An 18900-nucleotide genomic window follows, 5' to 3' on the forward strand; every position below is an offset into this window, starting at 1 on the left:
GATGGCGTACGGAGAGAGCACATGATCGAGGTTGAAGGGACCTACCCGATCGGCGACCTGGTCCACGAGATCTGCGACCGCCTCGGACTGGACCCCCGACGCGTGGCCCGACTGGACTTCGAGCCGAACCGCTTCTACGCGGTCATGCGCGCCGACGCGTACCGGACGAAGGTCTCACTGGTCAAAGGCCGTCCGGAGCCGTACAGGTACGTCGACCCGGAGACAGGGGACGCCGCGTTGCGCACCTTCGTCTTCCGGGTGACAACCCACCCCTGAACGCCACCGTTCGCCACGCCCCGCCCGCCTTGCCCCGCCCCGCGCGGCGGGCGTAGGGCGGAATCACGACCCGCGCACCCCGGCCGGTGACGGCAATCGCCGACCGGGGCACTTGACCCGGAGAGCAACCTCCATGGCCCGCACAGCAGTTAAGGCCGCGAAGCCTGCGGCGAGCAAGATTCCCGACACGTTTCCCGTTTCCTCTTCCCTCACGCGCCCTCTCGCGCGCTGGAACCTGACCGCCTCCGTCGTCGGGTTCGCCGTCATCCTCGTCGCCCTCGCGGCCGTCGCCGTCGTGGGCATGCGCGTCTCGTGGGTGCCGCTGCGCGACACCGCTGACTCGATCGGCCTGGGCGAGGTGCGGCAGTTCTACCCGCTCGTCATCGACCTGCTGGACGGGCTCGCCGTCGTCGCCTCCATCGCGCTGTACGGCACCACTGGGTACCGGTGGGCGATCGGCACCGTCATCGGACTGACCGCGATCTCGCTCACGCTGAACGTCGCGCACGGCAGCGCGGCGGCCCAGATCACCGCGGCGAGCGACGCCACGACATGGGGGCACGTGATCCTCGCGAGCGCCGCGCCGACCGTCTGCATCGGACTGGGCACCCACCTCGCCTCGCTCACGTGGGCCCGTGTCGCCACGGCGTGGCAGGCGCTGCGTTGCACTGCAACGGGGGGCGTTGCAGTGCAACGCGAGTCCGTTGCACCCGTTGCACAGCGGCCCGCCGCATGGGTCGGCCAGGCTCCCGCGGGGGCCCGGCTGCTCGACGTCTGGCCGCTGTGCTGCACCGCCCCTGCAACGGACGCCACGGGGGGCGTTGCACCCGTTGCGCTGATGTCCGTGGCCCGTGGCGAGACCATGACCACGCGCGAGGTCGCCGAGTTCTGCCACGTGCCGACGGACACCGTCCGCTCGTGGAAGGCGCGGGGCAAGCTGACGCCCGTCGACACCGGGCCGGGCGGCGCGAACCTCTTCGCCGTGGCCGACGTCGTGAAGCTGCCGGGGGAGTCGTCGTGACGACCATGCCCGCACCCGTCAGCCTCACCAAGCAGCCGTCCGAAGTACCGCACGAGGAAGCGGCGCCGCGCCCCGTCGACAACCCGAAGCTGCCCGCGCCGGGCATCACGATCGAGAAGCGCCGCCCGATCCTCGCCTCGTGGCTGACGACCAGGAAGGACTTCCTGGCCACGGCCCGGCACGTGGGCGCCAACGTGGGCTACGCGGCGCTGTACCACGGTCTGCGCACCTGCTCCGGCGTGTATGCCTGCCGCCTCGCCCTGCGGGCGCCGCGCGGGGCTGTGCGCCTGGCCGGCGCGGCGAGCCGCTGGCTGTGGGATCGCGAGGCGGCCCCCTTGCGGGACTACGCGGTGCGCAGTGAGGACGTCGGCAGCTATCTCGCCCTGTCCCGCAAACGCGATCACCGCGTGCGGCTGCGCGGCCTGGTCACCGTCCTCGCCTCTCTGATCGGGCTCGGCTTCGCGCTCACGGTGTACGTGATGGCGCCGCAGTGGATGTGGGCGTTCGCCGCGGCGGGCGTGCTCGCGCTCGGCTACGCGGGGCAGGAGCTGGACGCCCCCGTCATCGGGCCCGCAGTCCTCAAGACCGAGGTGCAGAAGCTGACCAGCTCGATCGTCATGCGGGCGCTCGGGGCGATCGGCGACACCCGGATCAACGCAGCCCTGAAGAAGGGCGGCGACATGGACGGGATGCGCTTCGTCTCCGAGATCTGCCGGGACGGCCCCGGCTACCGCGCCGACCTCGACCTGCCCTACGGCGTGACGCCCGACGACGTGATGGAGAAGCGCGAGGCACTGGCCTCCGGACTGCGCCGCAAGCTGGGCTGCGTCTGGCCCGCCGCCGATCCGGACGAACACGAAGGGCGCCTTGAGCTGTACGTGGGCGACCGGCCGATGAACGAAACGTCGAAGCCCCCGTGGCCGCTGCTCAAGGACGGCACCGTGGACCTGTTCAAGCCGGTGGTCTTCGGCAACGACCAGCGGATGCGGGACCTGAAGGTCACGCTGATGTTCGCCGCGATCGTCATCGGCTCGATCCCCCGCATGGGCAAGACGTTCCTGCTCAGGCTCTTCCTGCTGATCGCCGCACTCGATCCGAGGGCAGCGCTGTACGCCTTCGACTTCAAGGGCACCGGCGACCTCGGAGCCCTGGAATCGGTGTGCCACCGCTACCGCGCGGGCGAAGAGGACGAAGACATCGAGTACGTCGTCCACGCGCTGCGCGAGCTGAAAACGGAACTGCGGCGCAGGGCAAAGATCATCAAGTCTCTGCCGCGCGACATCTGCCCGGAGTCGAAGGTCACCCCGGCGCTGGCCAGCGACAAGCGGTACGGGCTGCACCCCATCGTCGTGGGGCTGGACGAATGCCAGGTCCCCTTCGAGCACGAGAAGTACGGGGCAGAGCTGGAAGCGATCTGCACCGACATCACCAAGCGCGGGCCCGCCCTCGGCATCGTCGGCCTGTTCGCCACGCAGCGGCCCGACGCCAAGTCGCTGCCGCCGGGGATCAGCGCGAACGCCGTCCTCAGGTTCTGCCTCAAGGTCATGAACCACCAGGCCAACGACATGGTGCTGGGCACGGGCGCCTACAAGTCGGGCATCCGCGCGACCATGTTCAGCCGCCGCGATCTTGGCATCTGCTGGATGTCCGGGGAGGGTGACGACCCGGTCATCGTGTCGTCCGCTTTCGTCGACGCCGTGGGCGCGGAAAAGGTCGTCACCCGCGCCCGCACGCTGCGCGAGGCGTACGGCAACATCACCGGCCATGCGGTCGGCCAGCTGCCGGACAACGCTGAACCGACGTTCGACCTGCTCGCCGACCTGGAACGGGCGTGGCCCGCCAGCACGGACAGGGCGTGGTCGGAAACGCTGTGCGAACGCCTCGCCCTGATCCGGCCCGACACCTATACGGGCTGGGACGCCAAGACCCTGGCCGCTGCCCTGAAACCGTTGGGTGTGTCCACCGAGCAGGTATGGGGCCAGACAGAGGACGGACAGGGCGCCAACCGCAAGGGCGTACAACGGCGTCATCTCTCGCTCGTTCTGTCCGAGCGTAACGGCAAGCCGAAGCCCTAGCGGGCCGTGCGGTTCTAGAGGCAGTGATCGATAGATCTATCGACCCTTCTAGACACCGCCAGCGCTCTGACCTGCTCCCTATCCCCTATCGAACCACCTCCCCCGCCCCCTGAATCCCGGCTGAGAGGCGGCTTCACCATGACCGTCCTTCTCTCGATAGCCCTCCTCGCCGCGCTCGCCTACGGCCTGCGCTGCTGGCTCTCGCCCTTCGGCGCGTGCCGCAGATGTCACGGCCTCGGCTACCGGCTCAGGACATCCCGCAGTGGCCGGCCCCGGCGCGGCAAGCCGTGCCGCCGCTGCCGCGCCTCGGGGCTGCGGCTGCGCGTCGGCCGCCGCCTGACCAACTACGCCCGCGGCATTCACCGCGACGGCACCCGATGAAGGAGACCCGCATGCCCCGCTACACCGCAAGCCAGGCCGCGCGCCTCGCCTGGCTGACCGGCCGCATCGCCAAGCAGGCGGCGGCCGATGACGAGCTGAGCGAGCAGACCTGCGTCGACCCGAAGTTCCAGCGTGAGATCGACCGCATCAAGGCGCGGGCCCATGAGGAGGAGAGCTACCAGACGTACGCCGCACGGCGCCAGCTGGACGAAGCGCTGCGCGCTGCGGCACGGGCAAAGACCCGGCTCGATGCAGCCGCACCCGGCAGGGACAAGGCGCAGGCGCGCCGCGCCAGGAACGACGCCGAGGCGGCGCTGAAGCGCGCGCAGCGTGCCGCCCGCAGGGCTGGGATCTGAGCGATGTCCGAACGATGCCTGCAATGCGAAGCCCACGCGAAGATGCACGGCTTCTTCGACAACCGCCCCTGCCCCCAGTGCGAGGCGCACGCGGTCATGCACAGCCAGGAAGAAGGCTGCGGCGGCCTGTTCATGGTCGTCATGGTGACCGCGGTCATCACCGTCAGAACACTGCGCAGCCAGAACAGGATCTGAGATGCACCACCCCCCGTTGCAGCCGTGGCTGGAGAGCCGTGGCACCGAGCCCCAGGCACACCAGTACCTGGGCACCGACACCTACGGCCGGCCCGTGTACGGCAAACCTGCAACGCCCCCTGCAACGGGGGGCGTGGCACCCGCCGTTGCACCGTTGCAGCCCCTCGTTGCACGGCCCTGGGGCGCGTACATCGCGGGTGGCTGCCTGGGCGTGATCGCGCTCGCCGTGCTCGGCACCGTGGCGGTTTTCGTGATGTTGGGCCTGGCCGCCGTTGCACTGGCCGTTGCACTGTCGGCGGTCGCGCTGACGGTCTGCGTCCTCGTGCTGCGCTCGGTGTGGAGCCGGTATCTGAAGGAGAAATGACCATGACCGCTGCAACATCCTCTGCATTCGACTCGATCATCCACCGGCACGGCGACTTGATCGCCACGCTCTTGGCGAACGGCGACCGGGCCAGCCTCGGAGAGGTGCCCCCGGAAGAGTTCATCGACAAGGTCGACTCTGCCGTCCACTTCCTCGGAATGAGCCCCTTCTGGTCGGACGACCGGGAAGCCATGAGCACCGCACACGCCTACCTGTGCGACGCCTACCAGCTCGCCGACGACGACCCGGCCAAGGCCGTGCTGATCGAGAAGGCGAGCGACCACCTGGATGACCTCGACGCAGAGGACTACCTCTGCTGAGACCTGTCCACCCCTCCGTCCCCCGCCAGCCGTGTCGGCATGAGCGCGACTGCGGGGGTGCGGTGGGGCCGGACAGCCCGGTCCCGCACCTGATCCCTGAGGAGTTCGCCATGAGCACCGATCCCGCACAGGACGCCCTGCGGCAGCAGGAAGACGCCTTCTACGCGGCCAAGGACGCCGACAGGCAGGGCCTGTCTGCGACCGCTGGCGCCTACCAGACCCTGGCCGACGACGCGTTCGACGATTTCCTGGACATCACCCAGGAGGAGCACAACCGCCGCAAGGGCAAGTGAGAACGCCCCTTCATCCGCACCGCGCCCCGTTGCCGCCCGGCAGCGGGGCGCTTCGCATTCCAAGGACCCGCACATGACTCTTTTCATCGCACTGTGCGCCATGGCTGCCGCGGCGAGCTGGCTTCTCGCGGCCCGCATCATCTACGGGCGCGTCCGGCAGCGCGGCATCGATGACCTCGCCGCGCAGCGCAGCCTCTACGACGACACGCTCCGCTACGAGGACCCGGTCGGCGAATGGGAGGCTCACCACCAGTACGACGCCGTCATGGAAGCGCTGCTGTTCGCCATGCTGTGGCCGCTCACCCTGGCCGCCTTCTGTATCCGGTGGTGCATTACCTCCAGCCCGCCGCTGTCCGCGCATGAGCTGAAGGCCGAACGCGACGCGTTGCAGGCTGAGGTGAACGAGACGAACCGCCGACTGCGCGCTCTGGGGATAGACCTGTGATCACCTACCCCCACCGCATCCGCCTCCAGCGCGGACACCTCGTGCACCTGGCGCGCTCGACACGCGGCGGGCTGACCATCACGCAGCTCACCACGGCGTGCGGCCACACCTATGAGGTGCGCGGCATCGCGGACCTGCGCGCCGAAGGGACGCTCTGCCGGGGCTGCCGCATCGCGGCGCAGGAGGGCGCCGACGCCTTCCCGGTCATCGGCTCCACCTCGCCGGCCCGGAAGGGCGGCGCGGCATGAGCTTCACGGCACAGACCATCGCCGAACTGAGGCTGCGCGCCGCGCAGCTGCGGGTGAAGGCGGCGGCACTCGACTACAAGATCCCGGGCGAGGGCATGGCCGCGCAGTCCCGCCGCTTCCGCCAGGCGGCACGACACGTCCAGCAGGCCGCCGACTACGAGCGGCTGGCCCTGCTTGCGGAGGGGGAGGAGTGATGGGCATCAAGACGCACACGTGCCTGACCGTCGACTGCGACGCCTGCGGCAAACCGATGGAGGACGAAGAAGGCAACGCCTTTCACTTCGCCGACCTGGCCCAGGCCCGCGCAATGGTGCGCGAGTTTCAGTGGTCGGCCCTGTCCTGCCGTGAGTTCGTCTGCGACCGCGACGACGCAGCTCATCAGCACTACTTCGACCAGCTCATGCCGCCCGAGCCCGTGACACAGGTGCACGGACAGCTCGACTTCGACGGCAACGAGGAGCCGTGATGAAGGAACCGAAGCAGCACATCGTCATCGAAAGCGACTTCGGCCCCGATGATCCGATCTGCGGGGAGTGCGGCGACAACTGGCCGTGCAGGACGTGGCGACGCTGGACGACGTCCAAGGACTACCGGATCGCCGAACTCGAAGCTGCGGTGAAGCGACTCACGGACCGCGCGGGCGACCAGGAACGCCAGTTGCACCGGCTGGAGCAGGTCGTCCGCGAGGACTCCAACATCCTGCGCAACGGGATCTTCCGCGCCGTGTCCGACCTCGGCAGGCACGGGCGTATGGGAGACCTGACGCTCGACCGGACGCGTGACGACATCGACATCACACCCCCGGGGGCGATGTGGAGAGAGCGCACGGCAGGGCCGGTGGAACTCACCGTGACCTACGAGGGGCTGGACGGCCGCACCTGGGTCAACGGCCACCCCGATGGCTAAGAAGAAGCCGCCCGCTTCCCGCCCCATCGGCCACGCCCCCTGGATCAAGTCCAACCCCGACCAGCCGCAGTGCACGACCTGCGACGAGCGGTGGCCGTGCAAGATCTGGCACGCCTGGACGCAAAGCGGGGAGTACCGGCGCGCCGAAGCGGAGACGGCCCGCATCCGCGCCGACATCGCGCGGTGGAAGCCGGGGCTCTTCGCCGCCGAAGTCAATCCGAAGCCCGCTTGTCAGTGCGGGCTGAGCGAGCACTACCTCACCGGCAACCGCGGCTACACCCGCCACGGCGTCCCGACCAGCCAGTGCCACCGGCACCCGAGAAAGGATCTGCAGTGATTCGCCATCGACTGTACGGAAAGAGAATTCCCGGCTACCCCGGTTACGTTGCTTTCAGTGACGGCAACGTTCGCGGTAAGTCGGGTCGACTCCTGAAGCCTGGGCCATGCAGAGGTTACCACTTCGTGAACCTGGTCAGCGCATCAGGAGCGCACGTAAACCGCCGCCTGAACCGGCTCATCTGTGAAGCCTTTCATGGAGCGCCACCTTCGCCCTTGCATCAGGCAGCACATCTCAATGGCGTTCGCACTGACAACCGCGCCGACAACCTCGCCTGGAAGACCCAGCGCGAGAACGAAGAGGACAAGGACCAGCACGGCACACGCCAAGAGCCGCGCAGAGGCGAACAGAACAGCAGAGCCAAGCTGACTGACGCCAACGTGCAAGAGATCAGGCGTCGATACGCAGAAGGCGGCGTCACACAGCAAGCGCTCAGCGAGCTGTTCGGAGTGAGCAGCTCGATCATCAGCGGCGTCATACGAGGCCAGCGCTGGACTCACGTAAGGGACGACGGGCAATGACGATCAAGAAGAAACGGAGCCTCCCCGCCACCCCGCCCGAACCGCCGCGCAATGAGCGGCTACGGGTCTACTGCAAGGTCTGCGGAGAGGTGCAGCACAACTACGACCCGCGCCGCGCACTGGCCGACGGCAGCAGCGTCCCGCTCGGCAGCGACGCGCGGCGGACGCTGTTCGACGGCGTGGTCAGCAAGCATCGCCGCACGGTCCTGATGTCCGACCAGCTCATGACGGTCATCACCATCACGTGCCCCGGCGGGCCGGTGGATCTTGCGAAGGACCGTGCGCCGTGATGGACGATCCCCGACCGCAGTACCAGGCGAACATCCGCTTCGGCCCCGCCGACGACGTGCCGCTGGACTTCAAGCCCCCGTACGAGATCACCGTCCACGGCCCGGCGGTCTTCGTGGCGCGTGTCGTCACGGCCGCCGCCGACGCCTTCGAGGAGGACGCACAGCGATGACGAGCACCTACGGGTTCATGGTGCGGCAGTGCCATGACTGGACCGGCGCCAGGCGGAACAGCGAACCCAATGGCAAGTGGGAGGTCTGCCTTCCGCACGAATGCGACGAATGGCGGATCACGGCGGGCCACAGGGGCGAGGAGCATGCAGCCGCCGTCGCCGCCCTCGAAGAGTTCATCGCCGAAGCCGCACAGGCGTTGGCCGCCCTCAAGGAGCGGCGGGAGTACGGCAATGAGGAGGACGCACAGCGATGAACTTCCCTGTCCTGACAGCCCTGGGCATGGCCCTTTCAGTCATCGGCCTGGTCGGGCTTTTCAGCGGGCGCCTCGCGCGGCACCAGTGCTACGGAGTCTTCGCCCTCGCCAACGCCCTGAGCGCACTCCAGAACATCCGCGAAGGCAGCTACGGATGGGCCGTCTTCAGCGCCGCCATATCCGCTGCCTGCGCGTACGCCTGGTGGCACGGCGGCGGGGGCGACGGCACCAAGCGGCGGCTGCGCCGCCTCGCGCGCCGGTTCCAGGGCGTGCGGCGCACGGCACCTGTGGGCGCATCGTGAGCGAGCCCGACCAGGAGCACTACCGCTGCCCTCGCTGCGGTGACGAGATGCACCTGAAATTCGCCCGAACGCATGAGCCGATCTGCACATGGGCGAGCCGCAATGAAGCGCGGGACATCGAGACCTTCCTGCTGGAGATCTTCCCGTAACCATGAAGGGACACCATGCCTAAGCACGCACGTCGGCGCCGCAGGGCGCCGCTCATCCTCACCTCCGGGGCCGCCCTTGTGGCGGCCCTTCTTCTTGCCCCCGGCGCCGACGGCGCACCCTCGCCCAACGCGATGCCCAGGGGCGATCTGCCGGGCTGGAAGCAGGTCTGGGCAGAGAACTTCAACAGCGCGGTCAACGCCCCCGTCCCGGTCGGCAGGCTCAGCGGCTGCGACCACTACGCCGACACCCCGCGCGCCTACTGCTCGGGACTGTCCGGCCGCTGGCGCGACGCACTGTGGGCCTACCCCTCCGGGTGGGAGGACACCGCGAAGTCCGGTGCCGACGGCAACGGCGGGGCGCCGTTCGGCGGCACGTACGAGCCGCAGAAGACCGTCAGCATCGGCAAGGGCTACGACGGCACCGGCACGCTGAAGGTCGCCATGTACCGGCCGGCGAGCGGCGGCAGCAACGTCGTGGGCACCGTCGTGCCGAAGCGCTGCATGGACCTGCGCGACGGGCGGTACAGCGCCCGCATCAAGGTCACGAAGACCGACCCCGGGTTCAAGAGCGCGTGGCTGCGCTACGAGGGCAGCCGTGCGGAGGTCGACTACCCGGAGGTCGACGACTACACGGACAGCACCGTCGCGATGTTCAGCCACGGCCGCGGTGCCGAGTGGGACGTCCAGACGAACGCCCGCATGACGACCGCGCACACCTACACGTGGGAGCGGCGCGGCTCCACGGTCACGGTGTACCTGGACGGGAAGCGGCTGCGGTCCGGCCCGACCACGCTCACCACGTCGCCATGGGTGTGGCAGAACGAGAGCCGGATCATCGGCGACCACAGCAAGCCGAACCGGGGCTACGCGAAGCCGGGGGCGCGGGCCGTCCTCGAAGTGACCTGGGCGACCTGCTACAAGGCGGTGAAGTGATCGTGCGCTACCACGTCACGACACGTATCGATGATCGAACCATCGAGTTCGAGAAGCGGCTCCCCGACCCCTTCGTCCGGCACACGGTGCAGATCGGCTGGCGCGATCTCCTGCGCGGCCTGCTCCGGCGCGGCATGAGCGTCACAGTGCTGGTCGGCGGAGACCGGGCCGCAGTGGACGACGTGCTGGACTGCGAGAGGGCAGCGTCATGACCGACACCGAGCCAGCGTCCTGGGACGGCGGCCACGCGCTGGTCGTCGAACTGGGGGACTGCGACCTGTGGGGCCGCTGCCAGTGCGGCAAGTCCTTCGGCAACATCACGCCGGACAAGCCCCTGGACCGCTTCGCCGCTCCGTGGGAGCGGCACGTCATGACGGAGGTGTCATGAGCGAGATCTACCGCTACGAGGTGCCGGTCGACGACCAGTGGCACCGCATTGAGCTGCGGGGCGAGGTGCTGCACGTCGCCACCCGGTCCGTGAACAAGGTCGAACTGTGGGCGGTGCACCACGCTGACCGTCTGGCACTGGTTTGGGACTTCCGCGTGTACGGCACCGGCCACCCGCTGCCCGCCGACGTCTACCACGTCGGCACCGCGCTCACCGGGCCGTACGTCCGGCACCTGATGCGGAGGGCGGCGTCATGACCGACTCCTGGACGCACATCGCCGACGTGGTGCGGTGGCTGGACGCCAACCCGCCGCAGCAGGGCGACCCGGTCGCACTGCATCTGCTGAAGGTCATGGAAGAAGCGGGCGAGGCGGCGCAGGCCTACATCGGCGTCACCGGCCAGAACCCCCGCAAGGGCGTCACGCACACATCCATCGACGTCGCGGAAGAGCTGTGCGACGTGATCCTCGCGGCGATGGTCGCGCTGCACGACCACACGGAGGAGCCGCAGGACTTCTTCGAGCTGCACGCGCAGCGGCGTGCCCGGCGGTTGGCCGCACTCACGGAAAGGGCGCAGCCATGAGGGACCGCACCCACCCCGCGCACTGCGACTACGGCGTGACCTACGGCGGCGGACGCCGTGGCCGGTGCACCTGCGGCCTGATTGCGGAAGAGCTGACGGCAGACCAGGTGATCCGGGTCATCGCCCTGCGCGCTGCGCTGGAGTCGAGCCAGATGTCCGCCGATGCGCGGTACCTGGTGGCCAGGGCGCAGACCTTCGAGACCTACCTCCGGGGTGAGTCGGCATGATCCCCGCCCTGATCCTCACCGCGTACCTGGTCTTCCTCCTGGTGGTGCTTCTCGCCACCGAGGCGCGGGCCGCCCTGCGCCGCCCCTACGGAAGGAGCGACACATGAGCAGTCCCTTCACCCGACCCGACGCCCCCGCGCAGCCGCCCGGGGGCGTCCGCCGTTTCGAGGCCGCGTACACCTCCGAGTGCGAGACATGCGGGTTCGAGATCACACCGGGCGACCGGGCGGGCTACATCGACGACGACGCGTACGCCTCGTGCGAGGACTGCTGCGACGAAGCGGAGGACAACGGTGCCTGACCGACTCGCGGACCCACGGGTGTTCGGGCCCGACTACATCCCGCGCTACGAGAACCCCTTCGCCACCATCTACCAGGACTGCGGCCACAGAATGCGGTCCGGTGAGCTGATAGGGCGGATCAATGGCCGTTCGCTCTGCGGCGCATGCTGCGATGCAGCGGAGAAGGCGCGGACCGGCGGGCCCATGACGGGTGAGGCTCGGTGACGCCCGGAGGCCCGACGCCCACGCAATGCCCCAAGTGCGGCGGCCCGATGCCGTGCCTGAAGCACGGCTCATGACCATCGACTACTTGGCGCTCGCCGCCTACACCGCCGCGGGCGGCGCGGCGGGCTACGCCGTGTCCGCACTGCGCCCCACCGGCCGGCGCCGCGGTGCGCACCGCCGCCTGTGGCAGCGGGGTGCGGCGCGGCGCGACCCGCACGCCGATACCGACGTCCCCGCCGCGGGCGACGCCCTGAGCGGCGATACGGCCACATCCGACGACAGCACCACCCCCGAGGCCCCGCAGAAGAAGGCGGGGCCCCTTCCCGTGCAAGCCGAAGAGACCTCCCAGGGGGAGTGATGACCATTACCCAGCCGCTGAGGATGAGCCTGATCTTCAGCGACACCGAAGTGCCCATCCCGGCCGTGCTGATCTACCACTCACGCGACCCGTACGCAGTCCTGCTGGACACCAACATGGGCACGGAAAGCCACGCCGTGTGGACCTTCGCCCGCGACCTGCTCGCCGACGGCATCAGCGCACCCGGCAGCGTGGGCGACGGCGACGTGAGGATCATGCGCCACGCGTACGGCGCGGTCTTCATGAGCTTCACCAGCCCCGAGGGCATGGCGCTGGCCGAGGTCGACGCGGACGACATCGACGCGTTCCTGACCAAGAGCTACGCGACCGTGCCCGAGGGCACCGAGCGCGAGCACCTGGGCATGGACGCCGAACTCGCGCACCTGCTCGGGGAGGCGGCGTGATGTCTGATCAGACACCGGGCGCTTTCGCCGCCGCCGTCATCAACGACGTGCGGGACAACATCAACGCCGCGCCGGGCGTGGATGATGCCGCAGTCTTCGCCGCCGTCTGCGGCGCACAGGCGCAGCTCGCCATCGCCGCCGCGCTGCTGGACGTCGCAGACGCCATCCGGAGCAAGGGCAAAGGCAAGAACAAGGGCGACGCGATCGCGCGGGCCGTGGACCGCATGACGGACGCGGTGGAGGAAGAGACGTGGAGGCGGGAGGGATGAGCGCCCGGGACACCCTGCTGGACCTCTTCCTGTACGGCGGCAACGGTACGCAGCCGGAGTTCGAGGAAGCGCTGGACGCCCGCGACGCGGAGGTGCGGGCAGAGGACGCAGCCACCGTGCGCGGCATGAAGCTGCGCACCGAACTCAACTATGACGACCGGCGGGTGAACCGCGCGCTGGAACGCGCCGCCGTGAAGATCGAGGAGGGGGAGGAGTGAGCAAGCCGTACCGCGTGCTCGTGACCGGCTCACGGGACTGGGACGACGCCCTCACGGTCGGCGCCGCGCTGGAGCAAGCACTCATCGACGCCGGACCGCGCCCCGTTGTGGTGGTGCATGGAGCGTGCCCCTCGGGTGCCGACCGGCACGCCGATCATCACGCCCGCTGGCTGCGCGGCAAAGGCTGCACGATCGATGTCGAACCCCACCCCGCCGTCTGGCGTCCCGGCGGCGTCTTCGACCGGGGCGCAGGCTTCAGCCGCAACCGGCAGATGGTCGCGCTCGGGGCGGACGTGTGCCTCGCCTTCATCAAGGACGGCAGCCGGGGCGCCTCGCACACTGCCGCGCTCGCCGAAGCGGCAGGCATCGAGACCAGGAGGTTCACGGCATGAGCGATGACCGCACCTACTCCTACGACGAAGACAACCCGTACATCGACAGCAACGGCGACCCGCACGCCCCGCAGAGCCACGACATCGACGGCGTGCCCTACAGCACGCCCGTCTGCGGATGGGACGGCGAAGGGTGGCCGTGCGAGACGGTGAGGGACCAGGCATGAGTACATCCGAGATCACCGACCTGCGCCGTGAGCTGGAGAAGGCACGGCTCACATTGATCGACGCACAGTCCCATCTGTCCGCGCACGCCCACATGAACGCGGCCCTGCACTGCGCGACGGAAGTGTTCTTCTCGCCGCTGCACGCCAAGGTCACCGCCGCTATCGCCGGGATCGAGCACGCCCTGAACCGCACCGTCAGGCAGGATCTGCCCACCCTCGACAACGAGGAGCAACCATGAGCAGCATCCGCGACACCTGGCAGTGGCTGGCCTTCTGCGTCACCGGGCGGATCAAGAGGAGTCACCGCTACCTCTCCACGGGTTGCCTGCACGGTGAACACGGCTACTGCCAAGGCGCGAGCGGCCAGGTCGGCGCCAAGAGGCCCGCGCAGTGCAAGTTCTGCGCGGCGCCGTGCCGGTGCGGGTGCCACAAGGGGCAGCAGTCGATGAGCGCTGACGCGTACGACCAGAGGATCAGCGCGCCTCCGAGTAAGGAGGCGGCCGCAGCGCTGCGCGAGCGGCTGGAGTCCGGGAACGTGGCGCGGCGCGTTGTCGGCCCGGAGGAAGCCGAAGTACTGGGGCTGACGCCGCTCGATGCCCAGCACCCCACCCGCGAATCAAAGAGCGAGCGCCCCTTCACCACGGCACGTGAGGCGATCCAGCAGGCACGCGGAGACGAAGCGGTCCCCCGGGTACCGGTGACATTCGGGCCGTGCGGTGAACCCGCGCCCCCGGACACGGCAGAGAGGCACGACGCGATCACCTGCCCCCACCCGTCCACCTGGTTCGATCGCTCCGTCTGCCCGGAGCCGTGCGGCTCGATGCATGAGCGGTGTGCGCGGTGCGGGCGCGCGGTCGACGACTGCGCCCTGACGGCGCACGACGAGGGCGAGCACGCGTTCTGCGGCGGCGAGTGCAACGTGGACCAGGCGGGGCAGTCAGAGATCATCCACGCTGCACCACCGCTTGACGAAGGCATCACGCCGTGCTGTCGACGTACACCCTTCGAACTGCCCCGCATCGACCGGATGACCACGGACTACGCCCTGGTGACGTGCCGTCGGGTGAACGCCATTGCGGCAGACCCGTACGACATCGCCCACGACAGCGAGGCGAAGCGGATCGTGCGCGTGCTGATGATGGGCTCCGGCCTGACCGAGTACGGCGCCACCGCCATCCGGGATGCGTACCTCGCCGAGGCGATGCAGGGCACCGTCCCCGTCCCCAGGGACGCGCTGCGGCGCCTTGTGGAGGTGGCGCGGTGGGCGTCCAGCGGTCCCTTCTTCAACGCGGCGACAGACGAGCCCTACCCCGACGCGAAGGCACGGCGCGCGCTCGGGGCGCTGGACGACGCGGGACTGCTGGATCAACTCAAGGAAGAGGACTGATGAAGAACTACATCCACAACGGCGCGGCACTGCCCGCCGAACTGCTGGAGAAGATCGCCGCCGACGTCCGGGCCTTCGACCAGGCACAGACGCCTGAAGCGCGAGGCGCCGCCAGCCTCAAGGAGATCACGACGCTCCTCACCCGCGTCCGCGAAGAGCTGGCCAAGGGCAACGACCAGGCGAGGCAGCGCGACCTGATCCAGAACCGCATCGCCTTCGCCCTGGAGATCCAGGCAGCCGCCGCCGCAGGTGTCGACGCACACGACATCGCTGCCAGCCCGCGCGTCCAGCACATGCTGATGAGGGCGGGGCTCATTGCCCCGTCAGGAGAGGAGGATTCGTGATCACATTCATCGCAGGACTGGCCCTCGGAGGACTCTCCGGGGGCCTCACCTTTATGGCGACCGCCGACGGCCAGCTGGCCGCGGTCGTCGGCGTCGTCGTCATGCTGCTGTGCTGGCTGGGAGTCGCGGCCGTGGTGGTGCTCGATGACTGACCTCACCATCGTCCGTGCCGAGATGACCTGTGAGTCGCATCCGTCGCAGTGGGACGCGTGGACAGACGACGGGCAGTACCTGTACCTGCGCTTCAGGAGCGGCCTCGGCACGGCCGACGCGTACGCGACCAACCGCCCCGAGACGTGGGAGCGGGTGCCGGACGGCGCCGTCGCCCGCTTCCGGCGTGGCGACCGGTGGGACAGCGAAATCGAGCTCGAAGAGTTCTGCCAGCGTGCGGGGCTGCGGCTGGAGCTGATCCGGTGAGCGCGCGCCCGATCCGTACCGTCCGCGTCCTGAGCAGCCGTCAGCGGCGCTCCAAGAAGCGGACGCTGCTCGCGGTACAGGGCTGCCGCTGCGGATCGTGCGGCCAGGTCCGCAGCGGCAGCGATCTGATCCTCAAGCACAAGGTCCATCGCACGGCGGGCGGATCAAGCCGCCTGGACAACCTGTATCTGATCTGCCGCGTGTGCAACGCGAAGGGGCACGCGCCAAAGGAGGAAGGCAATGACCCGCAGCAATGATCCGACCGCAGGCGCCTGCCCGCGCTGCCGCAAAGAGATCCCCCTGGTGAAGGACAGCCGGGGGGATCTTGTTTTGCAGGAACACTACGTCGTCGACACGGGGGAGGAGCACTACCCCACCTACGACGTCGTGAAGTGCCTGAGCAGCGGCTACCCGTCCGCCGACGCGCTGGACGACGGCGAGGACTGGGGGTGGCAGCCGAAGGGGACGGCGCCAGCGGTGCCGCCGACGGTCAGGGGGCCAAGCCCCGACGCCTTCATCGCCGACGAAGGGGAGTCGTTCGACGGCATGGCGATACGGAGGTTCGGCAGGACCGCAGCCTCCGTGAGCGTGTCCCTGCGAAACGTCAGCGACGCGATGCGCGACGCCGTCGCAACGGCCATGGCCGACGTGGAGGCCAGTCGCCTGGTCGCGGTCGTCCTGGCCGCCGTCCGGACCGCCTACATCGATGCCACCGGGGCGCCGCCGACCGATGTATCGGCGTCCTTCCCCGAGGCGGAGTCCAGTGTCGGCCCCCTGACGCTGGCGCTGGATCTCGATCCGGGACCAGTGACGCTGCGGATCGCCGTGGACGCGCTCCTGGCCGCCGACGGCGTCTACGCCGCCCAGCTCGCGGACCAGGCAGCGCGCGCGGTGCGCCGTCAGCTGCGCGGGCCCTGCGGCATGCGCGCCACCGTCGCGGGCGGCGGATGGCACGAGTGCCGGGAGCGCGGCGAGCACACGGCACACATATGCGACCTCTGCCGCATGACGTGGACGGAGGACCGGACATGACCGGCGACGGCGAAGGCCTCTGCCCGCGCTGCGGGCGCAACGTCACGCTGCTGCGCACCCGGCGGCGCGGCGTCGTCCTCGACAGCCACGAGGCGGCGCCGTTCTCCGACGCGCGGGCCCTGCGCATCCGGTGCCCCGGGACGGGGCGGGCCGCGGCGAAGGAGGGGTGAGCGGTGGGGCCGCCGCGCCGGAGCGTGTGCAAGGCGGGTGAGCACGACCTGACCGACCCTGCCAACGTCGGGCTGCGCAGGCGGCCCGGCGGCGCAGTCAGCCGCTACTGCAAGCCGTGCAACCGGCGACGCAGCAGGGATCACCACCACCGCAGGCGTGAGGCCGCGGCGCCTTCGCGGCGCAGGCGGCCGGCGCGTGGCAGCGCGCTGGAGACGCTCCAGATGCTTGCCGACGGCGAGACCGTCGCAGAGATCGCCCTGCAGCGGTCCATCTCCCAGGACGCCGTGTACAGGGCCCTGGGACGGCTGCGCCACCGCTACGGGGTGCGGAGCAACGCGGCCCTGGTCGCCGTGGCCCTGGCCGACGGCGACATCCAGCCCGTGCACGGCCAGCCGCTGCCGCCGGGTGGCGACACGACCGCAGCGCACACGGCCAGTCTGCTGCGGCTCATCCGCGGCGAGCGCCGTGCACTGAAACCGCGGGACGTCCAGCGGGGGCGGATGCTGGACCACCTCTACGCCTTCAGCGAGCCGCACGCGGTCAGCGTGCTGTGGACGGCGCGGCTCATCACGGCGAAGGATCTTCCACAACTCACCAGCAGGAGAACGGTATGAACAGACCGGCGCAGCGCGCCCGGATTGCACGATGACGACCAGTACGGCGAGAAAGGCACGTGCCCGTGACGGAGACCGGCGACCAGAACGGGCACGTGCCAGCGCTTCAGGGAATCGACTTCTACACCCTCGCGGCGGTATTCCGGGAACTTGATCCCGAGGCGCAGCGCATCGTTCTGCTGGGGCTCAACCGCGGCCAGGCGGACGAATTCGCGCGCATCGCCAGCGGGACGGATCTCCTGCGCCATCTCCCCGACCCCGAACGTGAGCGGCGCATCGCGGGGGAAATAGCCAACCGCGAGGACATGGAGGAGGCGGCCAGACGCTTCCTGGAAAAGCAGAAACGACTCCTCACTTCCCCTGACGGAATGGCGGCGCTGGCGCAGGAATTCGGCGCCGACGTGCTGACCTCCGGCCAGCTGGACGACATCCCCGAACCGGAGCCGATCATCGACGGCTACCTGGACAAGGGGTCACTGGTACGGATCTTCGGACCGCCCAAGAGCCTGAAGAGCTTCATCGCCCTCTCCATGGCCTGCGCCGTCGCCTCGGGGCTGCGCTGGTTCGGCTTCAGGACCGAGCCGGCGCGCGTGCTCTACGTCGTCGCCGAAGGCGTGCGCGGCACGCGCAAGCGGGTGCGCGCCTGGGAGCAGGAGCACGGCCGGCAGACCGAGGTGCGGTTCTACCCCCGGGCCGTCCAGATCGGCGACCCCGACCAGCAGCGGCGTTTGATCGCCTACGCCCGCACGTACGGCTTCGAGTTCGTCATCTTCGACACGCAGGCACGGTGCACCGTCGGCGTGAAGGAGAACGACAACACCGAGATGGGCGTCATCATCGCCGCGCTGGACGCCCTCAAGGACGTCACGGGCGCCTGCGTGATGCTCGTGCACCACTCCGGGACCGAGGGCGGCCGCGGGCGTGGCGCGACGGCCTGGGACGGCGCCGTCGACGCCGAGTTCGAGGTGCGGCGCGACGAGGGCAGCATGCGCGTCGCGCTGGTGACGCGCTTCCAGAAGGACGTCGCCGAAGCCGTGGATCTGCTGCTGGAGGGCCACCAGGTCGGCGACTCGCTCGTCTTCCGGCTGCGCGGCGACGCCGCCCCGGTGGCGGTGGAGGTCATCGTCACCGGCAAGCAGGCGATGGTGCTGCGGGCGATCAGCGAGTACGGAGAGGTGGGGGTGTCCGTCACCGGCATCGCGACCGCGCTCGGACTCGGGGCGGCCGAGCGGGGCAAGTGCGGCACGCACGTGAGCGCGCTGCTGAAGAAGGAGCTGATCAAGAAGATCACGGGGAGCGCCCGCTACGAGATCACTTACGCGGGCCGACAGCAGTTGGACGCCCTGTCGCGTGCCGCCGTCGCGGACCGTCCCGGGCACGTCCAGGACATGATCGAAGAGCCGGAATGACGCACCGCTCTGACCTGCGGTTTTAAAAACCCGTCGCTATCGGTCGTGCCCTCTGACCTGCGGCGTCGCTATTCGTCGCTATTTTTCAAGATCATGTCGTGCTTTGGTCGCTATGCCTCGTCGCTACCGTCGCGGATGCGTCGTGTTTTCGTCGCTACCTCTGACCTGCGGCGTCGTG

The 18900-nt window shown here is 69.4% G+C and carries 44 protein-coding genes; all 44 read left to right on the forward strand.

The features are described from left to right. The first annotated feature begins 21 nt into the window (after positions 1 to 21). The 44 genes from DEJ49_RS33150 to DEJ49_RS33330 all read left to right on the forward strand — a co-directional run bounded on the left by DEJ49_RS33150 (position 22) and on the right by DEJ49_RS33330 (position 18722). Positions 22 to 276, forward strand: a complete 255-nt coding sequence (locus DEJ49_RS33150; protein WP_150187513.1) for a hypothetical protein — start codon at positions 22 to 24, stop codon at positions 274 to 276. Positions 277 to 409: 133 nt separating this feature from the next. Continuing rightward, positions 410 to 1297 carry a MerR family transcriptional regulator gene (locus tag DEJ49_RS33155; protein WP_150187514.1) on the forward strand — a complete coding sequence of 296 codons (888 nt, stop codon included), beginning with the start codon at positions 410 to 412 and terminating at the stop codon, positions 1295 to 1297. Between the two features lie 5 nt (positions 1298 to 1302). Next, entirely contained in the window at positions 1303 to 3372 is a 2070-nt protein-coding gene (locus DEJ49_RS33160; protein WP_150188651.1) for a cell division protein FtsK, read from the forward strand. Between the two features lie 138 nt (positions 3373 to 3510). Continuing rightward, positions 3511 to 3753: a hypothetical protein gene (locus DEJ49_RS33165; RefSeq protein ID WP_150187515.1), complete on the forward strand. Its 243-nt coding sequence runs from the start codon at positions 3511 to 3513 to the stop codon at positions 3751 to 3753. 11 nt (positions 3754 to 3764) lie between these two features. Continuing rightward, positions 3765 to 4109: a hypothetical protein gene (locus tag DEJ49_RS33170; RefSeq protein WP_150187516.1), complete on the forward strand. Its 345-nt coding sequence runs from the start codon at positions 3765 to 3767 to the stop codon at positions 4107 to 4109. A gap of 3 nt (positions 4110 to 4112) precedes the next feature. Further along, on the forward strand, positions 4113 to 4304 hold the full coding sequence (locus DEJ49_RS33175) for a hypothetical protein (protein WP_150187517.1): 192 nt from the start codon (positions 4113 to 4115) through the stop codon (positions 4302 to 4304). Position 4305: 1 nt separating this feature from the next. Next, positions 4306 to 4668: a hypothetical protein gene (locus tag DEJ49_RS33180; protein WP_150187518.1), complete on the forward strand. Its 363-nt coding sequence runs from the start codon at positions 4306 to 4308 to the stop codon at positions 4666 to 4668. A 2-nt stretch (positions 4669 to 4670) separates the two neighbouring features. Continuing rightward, positions 4671 to 4988, forward strand: a complete 318-nt coding sequence (locus tag DEJ49_RS33185) for a hypothetical protein (RefSeq protein ID WP_150187519.1) — start codon at positions 4671 to 4673, stop codon at positions 4986 to 4988. Between the two features lie 110 nt (positions 4989 to 5098). Beyond that, positions 5099 to 5281, forward strand: coding sequence for a hypothetical protein (locus tag DEJ49_RS33190; RefSeq protein ID WP_150187520.1), 183 nt, complete (start codon positions 5099 to 5101; stop codon positions 5279 to 5281). A gap of 73 nt (positions 5282 to 5354) precedes the next feature. Beyond that, positions 5355 to 5726 (forward strand): hypothetical protein, encoded by a 372-nt coding sequence (locus tag DEJ49_RS33195; RefSeq protein ID WP_150187521.1) that lies wholly within the window; start codon positions 5355 to 5357, stop codon positions 5724 to 5726. Then, entirely contained in the window at positions 5723 to 5974 is a 252-nt protein-coding gene (locus DEJ49_RS33200; RefSeq protein WP_150187522.1) for a hypothetical protein, read from the forward strand. The genes DEJ49_RS33195 and DEJ49_RS33200 overlap by 4 nt, the downstream gene beginning before the upstream one ends. Continuing rightward, the gene (locus tag DEJ49_RS33205) at positions 5971 to 6168 is read left to right on the forward strand and encodes a hypothetical protein (protein ID WP_150187523.1); all 198 of its coding nucleotides are present in this window, start codon (positions 5971 to 5973) and stop codon (positions 6166 to 6168) included. The genes DEJ49_RS33200 and DEJ49_RS33205 overlap by 4 nt, the downstream gene beginning before the upstream one ends. Continuing rightward, a complete protein-coding gene (locus DEJ49_RS33210) occupies positions 6168 to 6440 on the forward strand; it encodes a hypothetical protein (RefSeq protein ID WP_150187524.1) in 273 nt (90 codons plus the stop codon). Before DEJ49_RS33205 ends, DEJ49_RS33210 begins: the two co-directional genes overlap by 1 nt. Further along, positions 6440 to 6880, forward strand: coding sequence for a hypothetical protein (locus tag DEJ49_RS33215; RefSeq protein ID WP_150187525.1), 441 nt, complete (start codon positions 6440 to 6442; stop codon positions 6878 to 6880). The genes DEJ49_RS33210 and DEJ49_RS33215 overlap by 1 nt, the downstream gene beginning before the upstream one ends. Beyond that, a complete protein-coding gene (locus tag DEJ49_RS36105; RefSeq protein ID WP_190329521.1) occupies positions 6873 to 7217 on the forward strand; it encodes a hypothetical protein in 345 nt (114 codons plus the stop codon). The genes DEJ49_RS33215 and DEJ49_RS36105 overlap by 8 nt, the downstream gene beginning before the upstream one ends. A gap of 125 nt (positions 7218 to 7342) precedes the next feature. Beyond that, positions 7343 to 7738 carry an HNH endonuclease gene (locus DEJ49_RS36110; RefSeq protein ID WP_190329522.1) on the forward strand — a complete coding sequence of 132 codons (396 nt, stop codon included), beginning with the start codon at positions 7343 to 7345 and terminating at the stop codon, positions 7736 to 7738. Then, a complete protein-coding gene (locus DEJ49_RS33225) occupies positions 7735 to 8028 on the forward strand; it encodes a hypothetical protein (protein WP_150187527.1) in 294 nt (97 codons plus the stop codon). Before DEJ49_RS36110 ends, DEJ49_RS33225 begins: the two co-directional genes overlap by 4 nt. Further along, positions 8028 to 8198: a hypothetical protein gene (locus tag DEJ49_RS36115; RefSeq protein ID WP_190329523.1), complete on the forward strand. Its 171-nt coding sequence runs from the start codon at positions 8028 to 8030 to the stop codon at positions 8196 to 8198. The genes DEJ49_RS33225 and DEJ49_RS36115 overlap by 1 nt, the downstream gene beginning before the upstream one ends. Next, positions 8195 to 8452 (forward strand): hypothetical protein, encoded by a 258-nt coding sequence (locus tag DEJ49_RS33230; protein WP_150187528.1) that lies wholly within the window; start codon positions 8195 to 8197, stop codon positions 8450 to 8452. Before DEJ49_RS36115 ends, DEJ49_RS33230 begins: the two co-directional genes overlap by 4 nt. Further along, positions 8449 to 8754, forward strand: a complete 306-nt coding sequence (locus tag DEJ49_RS33235) for a hypothetical protein (protein ID WP_150187529.1) — start codon at positions 8449 to 8451, stop codon at positions 8752 to 8754. Before DEJ49_RS33230 ends, DEJ49_RS33235 begins: the two co-directional genes overlap by 4 nt. Next, positions 8751 to 8903, forward strand: coding sequence for a hypothetical protein (locus DEJ49_RS36120; RefSeq protein WP_190329524.1), 153 nt, complete (start codon positions 8751 to 8753; stop codon positions 8901 to 8903). Before DEJ49_RS33235 ends, DEJ49_RS36120 begins: the two co-directional genes overlap by 4 nt. 15 nt (positions 8904 to 8918) lie before the next feature. Next, positions 8919 to 9836, forward strand: a complete 918-nt coding sequence (locus tag DEJ49_RS33240) for a glycosyl hydrolase family 16 (protein ID WP_150187530.1) — start codon at positions 8919 to 8921, stop codon at positions 9834 to 9836. Beyond that, positions 9833 to 10048, forward strand: coding sequence for a hypothetical protein (locus DEJ49_RS33245; RefSeq protein ID WP_150187531.1), 216 nt, complete (start codon positions 9833 to 9835; stop codon positions 10046 to 10048). The genes DEJ49_RS33240 and DEJ49_RS33245 overlap by 4 nt, the downstream gene beginning before the upstream one ends. Beyond that, positions 10045 to 10224 carry a hypothetical protein gene (locus DEJ49_RS33250; RefSeq protein WP_150187532.1) on the forward strand — a complete coding sequence of 60 codons (180 nt, stop codon included), beginning with the start codon at positions 10045 to 10047 and terminating at the stop codon, positions 10222 to 10224. Before DEJ49_RS33245 ends, DEJ49_RS33250 begins: the two co-directional genes overlap by 4 nt. Then, positions 10221 to 10481 carry a hypothetical protein gene (locus tag DEJ49_RS33255; protein ID WP_150187533.1) on the forward strand — a complete coding sequence of 87 codons (261 nt, stop codon included), beginning with the start codon at positions 10221 to 10223 and terminating at the stop codon, positions 10479 to 10481. Before DEJ49_RS33250 ends, DEJ49_RS33255 begins: the two co-directional genes overlap by 4 nt. Then, positions 10478 to 10807, forward strand: a complete 330-nt coding sequence (locus tag DEJ49_RS33260) for a MazG-like family protein (protein ID WP_150187534.1) — start codon at positions 10478 to 10480, stop codon at positions 10805 to 10807. Before DEJ49_RS33255 ends, DEJ49_RS33260 begins: the two co-directional genes overlap by 4 nt. After that, positions 10804 to 11034: a hypothetical protein gene (locus tag DEJ49_RS33265; RefSeq protein ID WP_150187535.1), complete on the forward strand. Its 231-nt coding sequence runs from the start codon at positions 10804 to 10806 to the stop codon at positions 11032 to 11034. The genes DEJ49_RS33260 and DEJ49_RS33265 overlap by 4 nt, the downstream gene beginning before the upstream one ends. 103 nt (positions 11035 to 11137) lie before the next feature. After that, a complete protein-coding gene (locus DEJ49_RS33270; RefSeq protein WP_150187536.1) occupies positions 11138 to 11335 on the forward strand; it encodes a hypothetical protein in 198 nt (65 codons plus the stop codon). Positions 11336 to 11610: 275 nt separating this feature from the next. Then, positions 11611 to 11898, forward strand: a complete 288-nt coding sequence (locus DEJ49_RS33275) for a hypothetical protein (RefSeq protein ID WP_150187537.1) — start codon at positions 11611 to 11613, stop codon at positions 11896 to 11898. Beyond that, the gene (locus tag DEJ49_RS33280) at positions 11898 to 12302 is read left to right on the forward strand and encodes an SsgA family sporulation/cell division regulator (RefSeq protein WP_150187538.1); all 405 of its coding nucleotides are present in this window, start codon (positions 11898 to 11900) and stop codon (positions 12300 to 12302) included. The genes DEJ49_RS33275 and DEJ49_RS33280 overlap by 1 nt, the downstream gene beginning before the upstream one ends. After that, entirely contained in the window at positions 12302 to 12571 is a 270-nt protein-coding gene (locus DEJ49_RS33285) for a hypothetical protein (RefSeq protein WP_150187539.1), read from the forward strand. The genes DEJ49_RS33280 and DEJ49_RS33285 overlap by 1 nt, the downstream gene beginning before the upstream one ends. After that, complete coding sequence (locus tag DEJ49_RS33290; RefSeq protein ID WP_150187540.1) at positions 12568 to 12789, forward strand: hypothetical protein; 222 nt, start codon at positions 12568 to 12570, stop codon at positions 12787 to 12789. The genes DEJ49_RS33285 and DEJ49_RS33290 overlap by 4 nt, the downstream gene beginning before the upstream one ends. After that, the gene (locus DEJ49_RS33295) at positions 12786 to 13181 is read left to right on the forward strand and encodes an SLOG family protein (protein WP_150187541.1); all 396 of its coding nucleotides are present in this window, start codon (positions 12786 to 12788) and stop codon (positions 13179 to 13181) included. The genes DEJ49_RS33290 and DEJ49_RS33295 overlap by 4 nt, the downstream gene beginning before the upstream one ends. Beyond that, on the forward strand, positions 13178 to 13348 hold the full coding sequence (locus tag DEJ49_RS36125) for a hypothetical protein (protein ID WP_190329525.1): 171 nt from the start codon (positions 13178 to 13180) through the stop codon (positions 13346 to 13348). Before DEJ49_RS33295 ends, DEJ49_RS36125 begins: the two co-directional genes overlap by 4 nt. Next, positions 13345 to 13587, forward strand: coding sequence for a hypothetical protein (locus tag DEJ49_RS33300; RefSeq protein WP_150187542.1), 243 nt, complete (start codon positions 13345 to 13347; stop codon positions 13585 to 13587). The genes DEJ49_RS36125 and DEJ49_RS33300 overlap by 4 nt, the downstream gene beginning before the upstream one ends. After that, positions 13584 to 14735, forward strand: a complete 1152-nt coding sequence (locus tag DEJ49_RS33305) for a hypothetical protein (RefSeq protein ID WP_150187543.1) — start codon at positions 13584 to 13586, stop codon at positions 14733 to 14735. Before DEJ49_RS33300 ends, DEJ49_RS33305 begins: the two co-directional genes overlap by 4 nt. Next, positions 14735 to 15079, forward strand: coding sequence for a hypothetical protein (locus DEJ49_RS33310; protein ID WP_150187544.1), 345 nt, complete (start codon positions 14735 to 14737; stop codon positions 15077 to 15079). The genes DEJ49_RS33305 and DEJ49_RS33310 overlap by 1 nt, the downstream gene beginning before the upstream one ends. Then, a complete protein-coding gene (locus DEJ49_RS36130; protein WP_190329526.1) occupies positions 15076 to 15231 on the forward strand; it encodes a hypothetical protein in 156 nt (51 codons plus the stop codon). Before DEJ49_RS33310 ends, DEJ49_RS36130 begins: the two co-directional genes overlap by 4 nt. Beyond that, a complete protein-coding gene (locus DEJ49_RS36135) occupies positions 15224 to 15496 on the forward strand; it encodes a hypothetical protein (protein ID WP_190329527.1) in 273 nt (90 codons plus the stop codon). Before DEJ49_RS36130 ends, DEJ49_RS36135 begins: the two co-directional genes overlap by 8 nt. Then, positions 15493 to 15753 carry an HNH endonuclease gene (locus tag DEJ49_RS36140; protein ID WP_190329528.1) on the forward strand — a complete coding sequence of 87 codons (261 nt, stop codon included), beginning with the start codon at positions 15493 to 15495 and terminating at the stop codon, positions 15751 to 15753. Before DEJ49_RS36135 ends, DEJ49_RS36140 begins: the two co-directional genes overlap by 4 nt. Further along, positions 15737 to 16528, forward strand: coding sequence for a hypothetical protein (locus DEJ49_RS33320; RefSeq protein WP_150187546.1), 792 nt, complete (start codon positions 15737 to 15739; stop codon positions 16526 to 16528). Before DEJ49_RS36140 ends, DEJ49_RS33320 begins: the two co-directional genes overlap by 17 nt. After that, positions 16525 to 16698, forward strand: coding sequence for a hypothetical protein (locus DEJ49_RS36145; RefSeq protein ID WP_190329529.1), 174 nt, complete (start codon positions 16525 to 16527; stop codon positions 16696 to 16698). Before DEJ49_RS33320 ends, DEJ49_RS36145 begins: the two co-directional genes overlap by 4 nt. Before the next feature lie 3 nt (positions 16699 to 16701). Further along, positions 16702 to 17313, forward strand: coding sequence for a hypothetical protein (locus DEJ49_RS33325; protein WP_150187547.1), 612 nt, complete (start codon positions 16702 to 16704; stop codon positions 17311 to 17313). 95 nt (positions 17314 to 17408) lie between these two features. Continuing rightward, positions 17409 to 18722 carry an AAA family ATPase gene (locus DEJ49_RS33330; RefSeq protein ID WP_150187548.1) on the forward strand — a complete coding sequence of 438 codons (1314 nt, stop codon included), beginning with the start codon at positions 17409 to 17411 and terminating at the stop codon, positions 18720 to 18722. The last annotated feature ends 178 nt before the right edge of the window (positions 18723 to 18900 follow it).

The organism is Streptomyces venezuelae (assembly GCF_008642335.1).
GTDB lineage: Bacteria > Actinomycetota > Actinomycetes > Streptomycetales > Streptomycetaceae > Streptomyces > Streptomyces venezuelae_F.

Coding starts and splice junctions, on each gene's coding strand:
- DEJ49_RS33150 (WP_150187513.1), top strand. CDS start 22: ATGATCGAGGTTGAAGGGACCTACCCGATCGGCGACCTGGTCCACGAG.
- DEJ49_RS33155 (WP_150187514.1), top strand. CDS start 410: ATGGCCCGCACAGCAGTTAAGGCCGCGAAGCCTGCGGCGAGCAAGATT.
- DEJ49_RS33160 (WP_150188651.1), top strand. CDS start 1,303: ATGCCCGCACCCGTCAGCCTCACCAAGCAGCCGTCCGAAGTACCGCAC.
- DEJ49_RS33165 (WP_150187515.1), top strand. CDS start 3,511: ATGACCGTCCTTCTCTCGATAGCCCTCCTCGCCGCGCTCGCCTACGGC.
- DEJ49_RS33170 (WP_150187516.1), top strand. CDS start 3,765: ATGCCCCGCTACACCGCAAGCCAGGCCGCGCGCCTCGCCTGGCTGACC.
- DEJ49_RS33175 (WP_150187517.1), top strand. CDS start 4,113: ATGTCCGAACGATGCCTGCAATGCGAAGCCCACGCGAAGATGCACGGC.
- DEJ49_RS33180 (WP_150187518.1), top strand. CDS start 4,306: ATGCACCACCCCCCGTTGCAGCCGTGGCTGGAGAGCCGTGGCACCGAG.
- DEJ49_RS33185 (WP_150187519.1), top strand. CDS start 4,671: ATGACCGCTGCAACATCCTCTGCATTCGACTCGATCATCCACCGGCAC.
- DEJ49_RS33190 (WP_150187520.1), top strand. CDS start 5,099: ATGAGCACCGATCCCGCACAGGACGCCCTGCGGCAGCAGGAAGACGCC.
- DEJ49_RS33195 (WP_150187521.1), top strand. CDS start 5,355: ATGACTCTTTTCATCGCACTGTGCGCCATGGCTGCCGCGGCGAGCTGG.
- DEJ49_RS33205 (WP_150187523.1), top strand. CDS start 5,971: ATGAGCTTCACGGCACAGACCATCGCCGAACTGAGGCTGCGCGCCGCG.
- DEJ49_RS33210 (WP_150187524.1), top strand. CDS start 6,168: ATGGGCATCAAGACGCACACGTGCCTGACCGTCGACTGCGACGCCTGC.
- DEJ49_RS33215 (WP_150187525.1), top strand. CDS start 6,440: ATGAAGGAACCGAAGCAGCACATCGTCATCGAAAGCGACTTCGGCCCC.
- DEJ49_RS36105 (WP_190329521.1), top strand. CDS start 6,873: ATGGCTAAGAAGAAGCCGCCCGCTTCCCGCCCCATCGGCCACGCCCCC.
- DEJ49_RS33225 (WP_150187527.1), top strand. CDS start 7,735: ATGACGATCAAGAAGAAACGGAGCCTCCCCGCCACCCCGCCCGAACCG.
- DEJ49_RS36115 (WP_190329523.1), top strand. CDS start 8,028: ATGGACGATCCCCGACCGCAGTACCAGGCGAACATCCGCTTCGGCCCC.
- DEJ49_RS33230 (WP_150187528.1), top strand. CDS start 8,195: ATGACGAGCACCTACGGGTTCATGGTGCGGCAGTGCCATGACTGGACC.
- DEJ49_RS33235 (WP_150187529.1), top strand. CDS start 8,449: ATGAACTTCCCTGTCCTGACAGCCCTGGGCATGGCCCTTTCAGTCATC.
- DEJ49_RS33240 (WP_150187530.1), top strand. CDS start 8,919: ATGCCTAAGCACGCACGTCGGCGCCGCAGGGCGCCGCTCATCCTCACC.
- DEJ49_RS33250 (WP_150187532.1), top strand. CDS start 10,045: ATGACCGACACCGAGCCAGCGTCCTGGGACGGCGGCCACGCGCTGGTC.
- DEJ49_RS33255 (WP_150187533.1), top strand. CDS start 10,221: ATGAGCGAGATCTACCGCTACGAGGTGCCGGTCGACGACCAGTGGCAC.
- DEJ49_RS33260 (WP_150187534.1), top strand. CDS start 10,478: ATGACCGACTCCTGGACGCACATCGCCGACGTGGTGCGGTGGCTGGAC.
- DEJ49_RS33265 (WP_150187535.1), top strand. CDS start 10,804: ATGAGGGACCGCACCCACCCCGCGCACTGCGACTACGGCGTGACCTAC.
- DEJ49_RS33270 (WP_150187536.1), top strand. CDS start 11,138: ATGAGCAGTCCCTTCACCCGACCCGACGCCCCCGCGCAGCCGCCCGGG.
- DEJ49_RS33275 (WP_150187537.1), top strand. CDS start 11,611: ATGACCATCGACTACTTGGCGCTCGCCGCCTACACCGCCGCGGGCGGC.
- DEJ49_RS33280 (WP_150187538.1), top strand. CDS start 11,898: ATGACCATTACCCAGCCGCTGAGGATGAGCCTGATCTTCAGCGACACC.
- DEJ49_RS33285 (WP_150187539.1), top strand. CDS start 12,302: ATGTCTGATCAGACACCGGGCGCTTTCGCCGCCGCCGTCATCAACGAC.
- DEJ49_RS33290 (WP_150187540.1), top strand. CDS start 12,568: ATGAGCGCCCGGGACACCCTGCTGGACCTCTTCCTGTACGGCGGCAAC.
- DEJ49_RS36125 (WP_190329525.1), top strand. CDS start 13,178: ATGAGCGATGACCGCACCTACTCCTACGACGAAGACAACCCGTACATC.
- DEJ49_RS33300 (WP_150187542.1), top strand. CDS start 13,345: ATGAGTACATCCGAGATCACCGACCTGCGCCGTGAGCTGGAGAAGGCA.
- DEJ49_RS33305 (WP_150187543.1), top strand. CDS start 13,584: ATGAGCAGCATCCGCGACACCTGGCAGTGGCTGGCCTTCTGCGTCACC.
- DEJ49_RS33310 (WP_150187544.1), top strand. CDS start 14,735: ATGAAGAACTACATCCACAACGGCGCGGCACTGCCCGCCGAACTGCTG.
- DEJ49_RS36135 (WP_190329527.1), top strand. CDS start 15,224: ATGACTGACCTCACCATCGTCCGTGCCGAGATGACCTGTGAGTCGCAT.
- DEJ49_RS33320 (WP_150187546.1), top strand. CDS start 15,737: ATGACCCGCAGCAATGATCCGACCGCAGGCGCCTGCCCGCGCTGCCGC.
- DEJ49_RS36145 (WP_190329529.1), top strand. CDS start 16,525: ATGACCGGCGACGGCGAAGGCCTCTGCCCGCGCTGCGGGCGCAACGTC.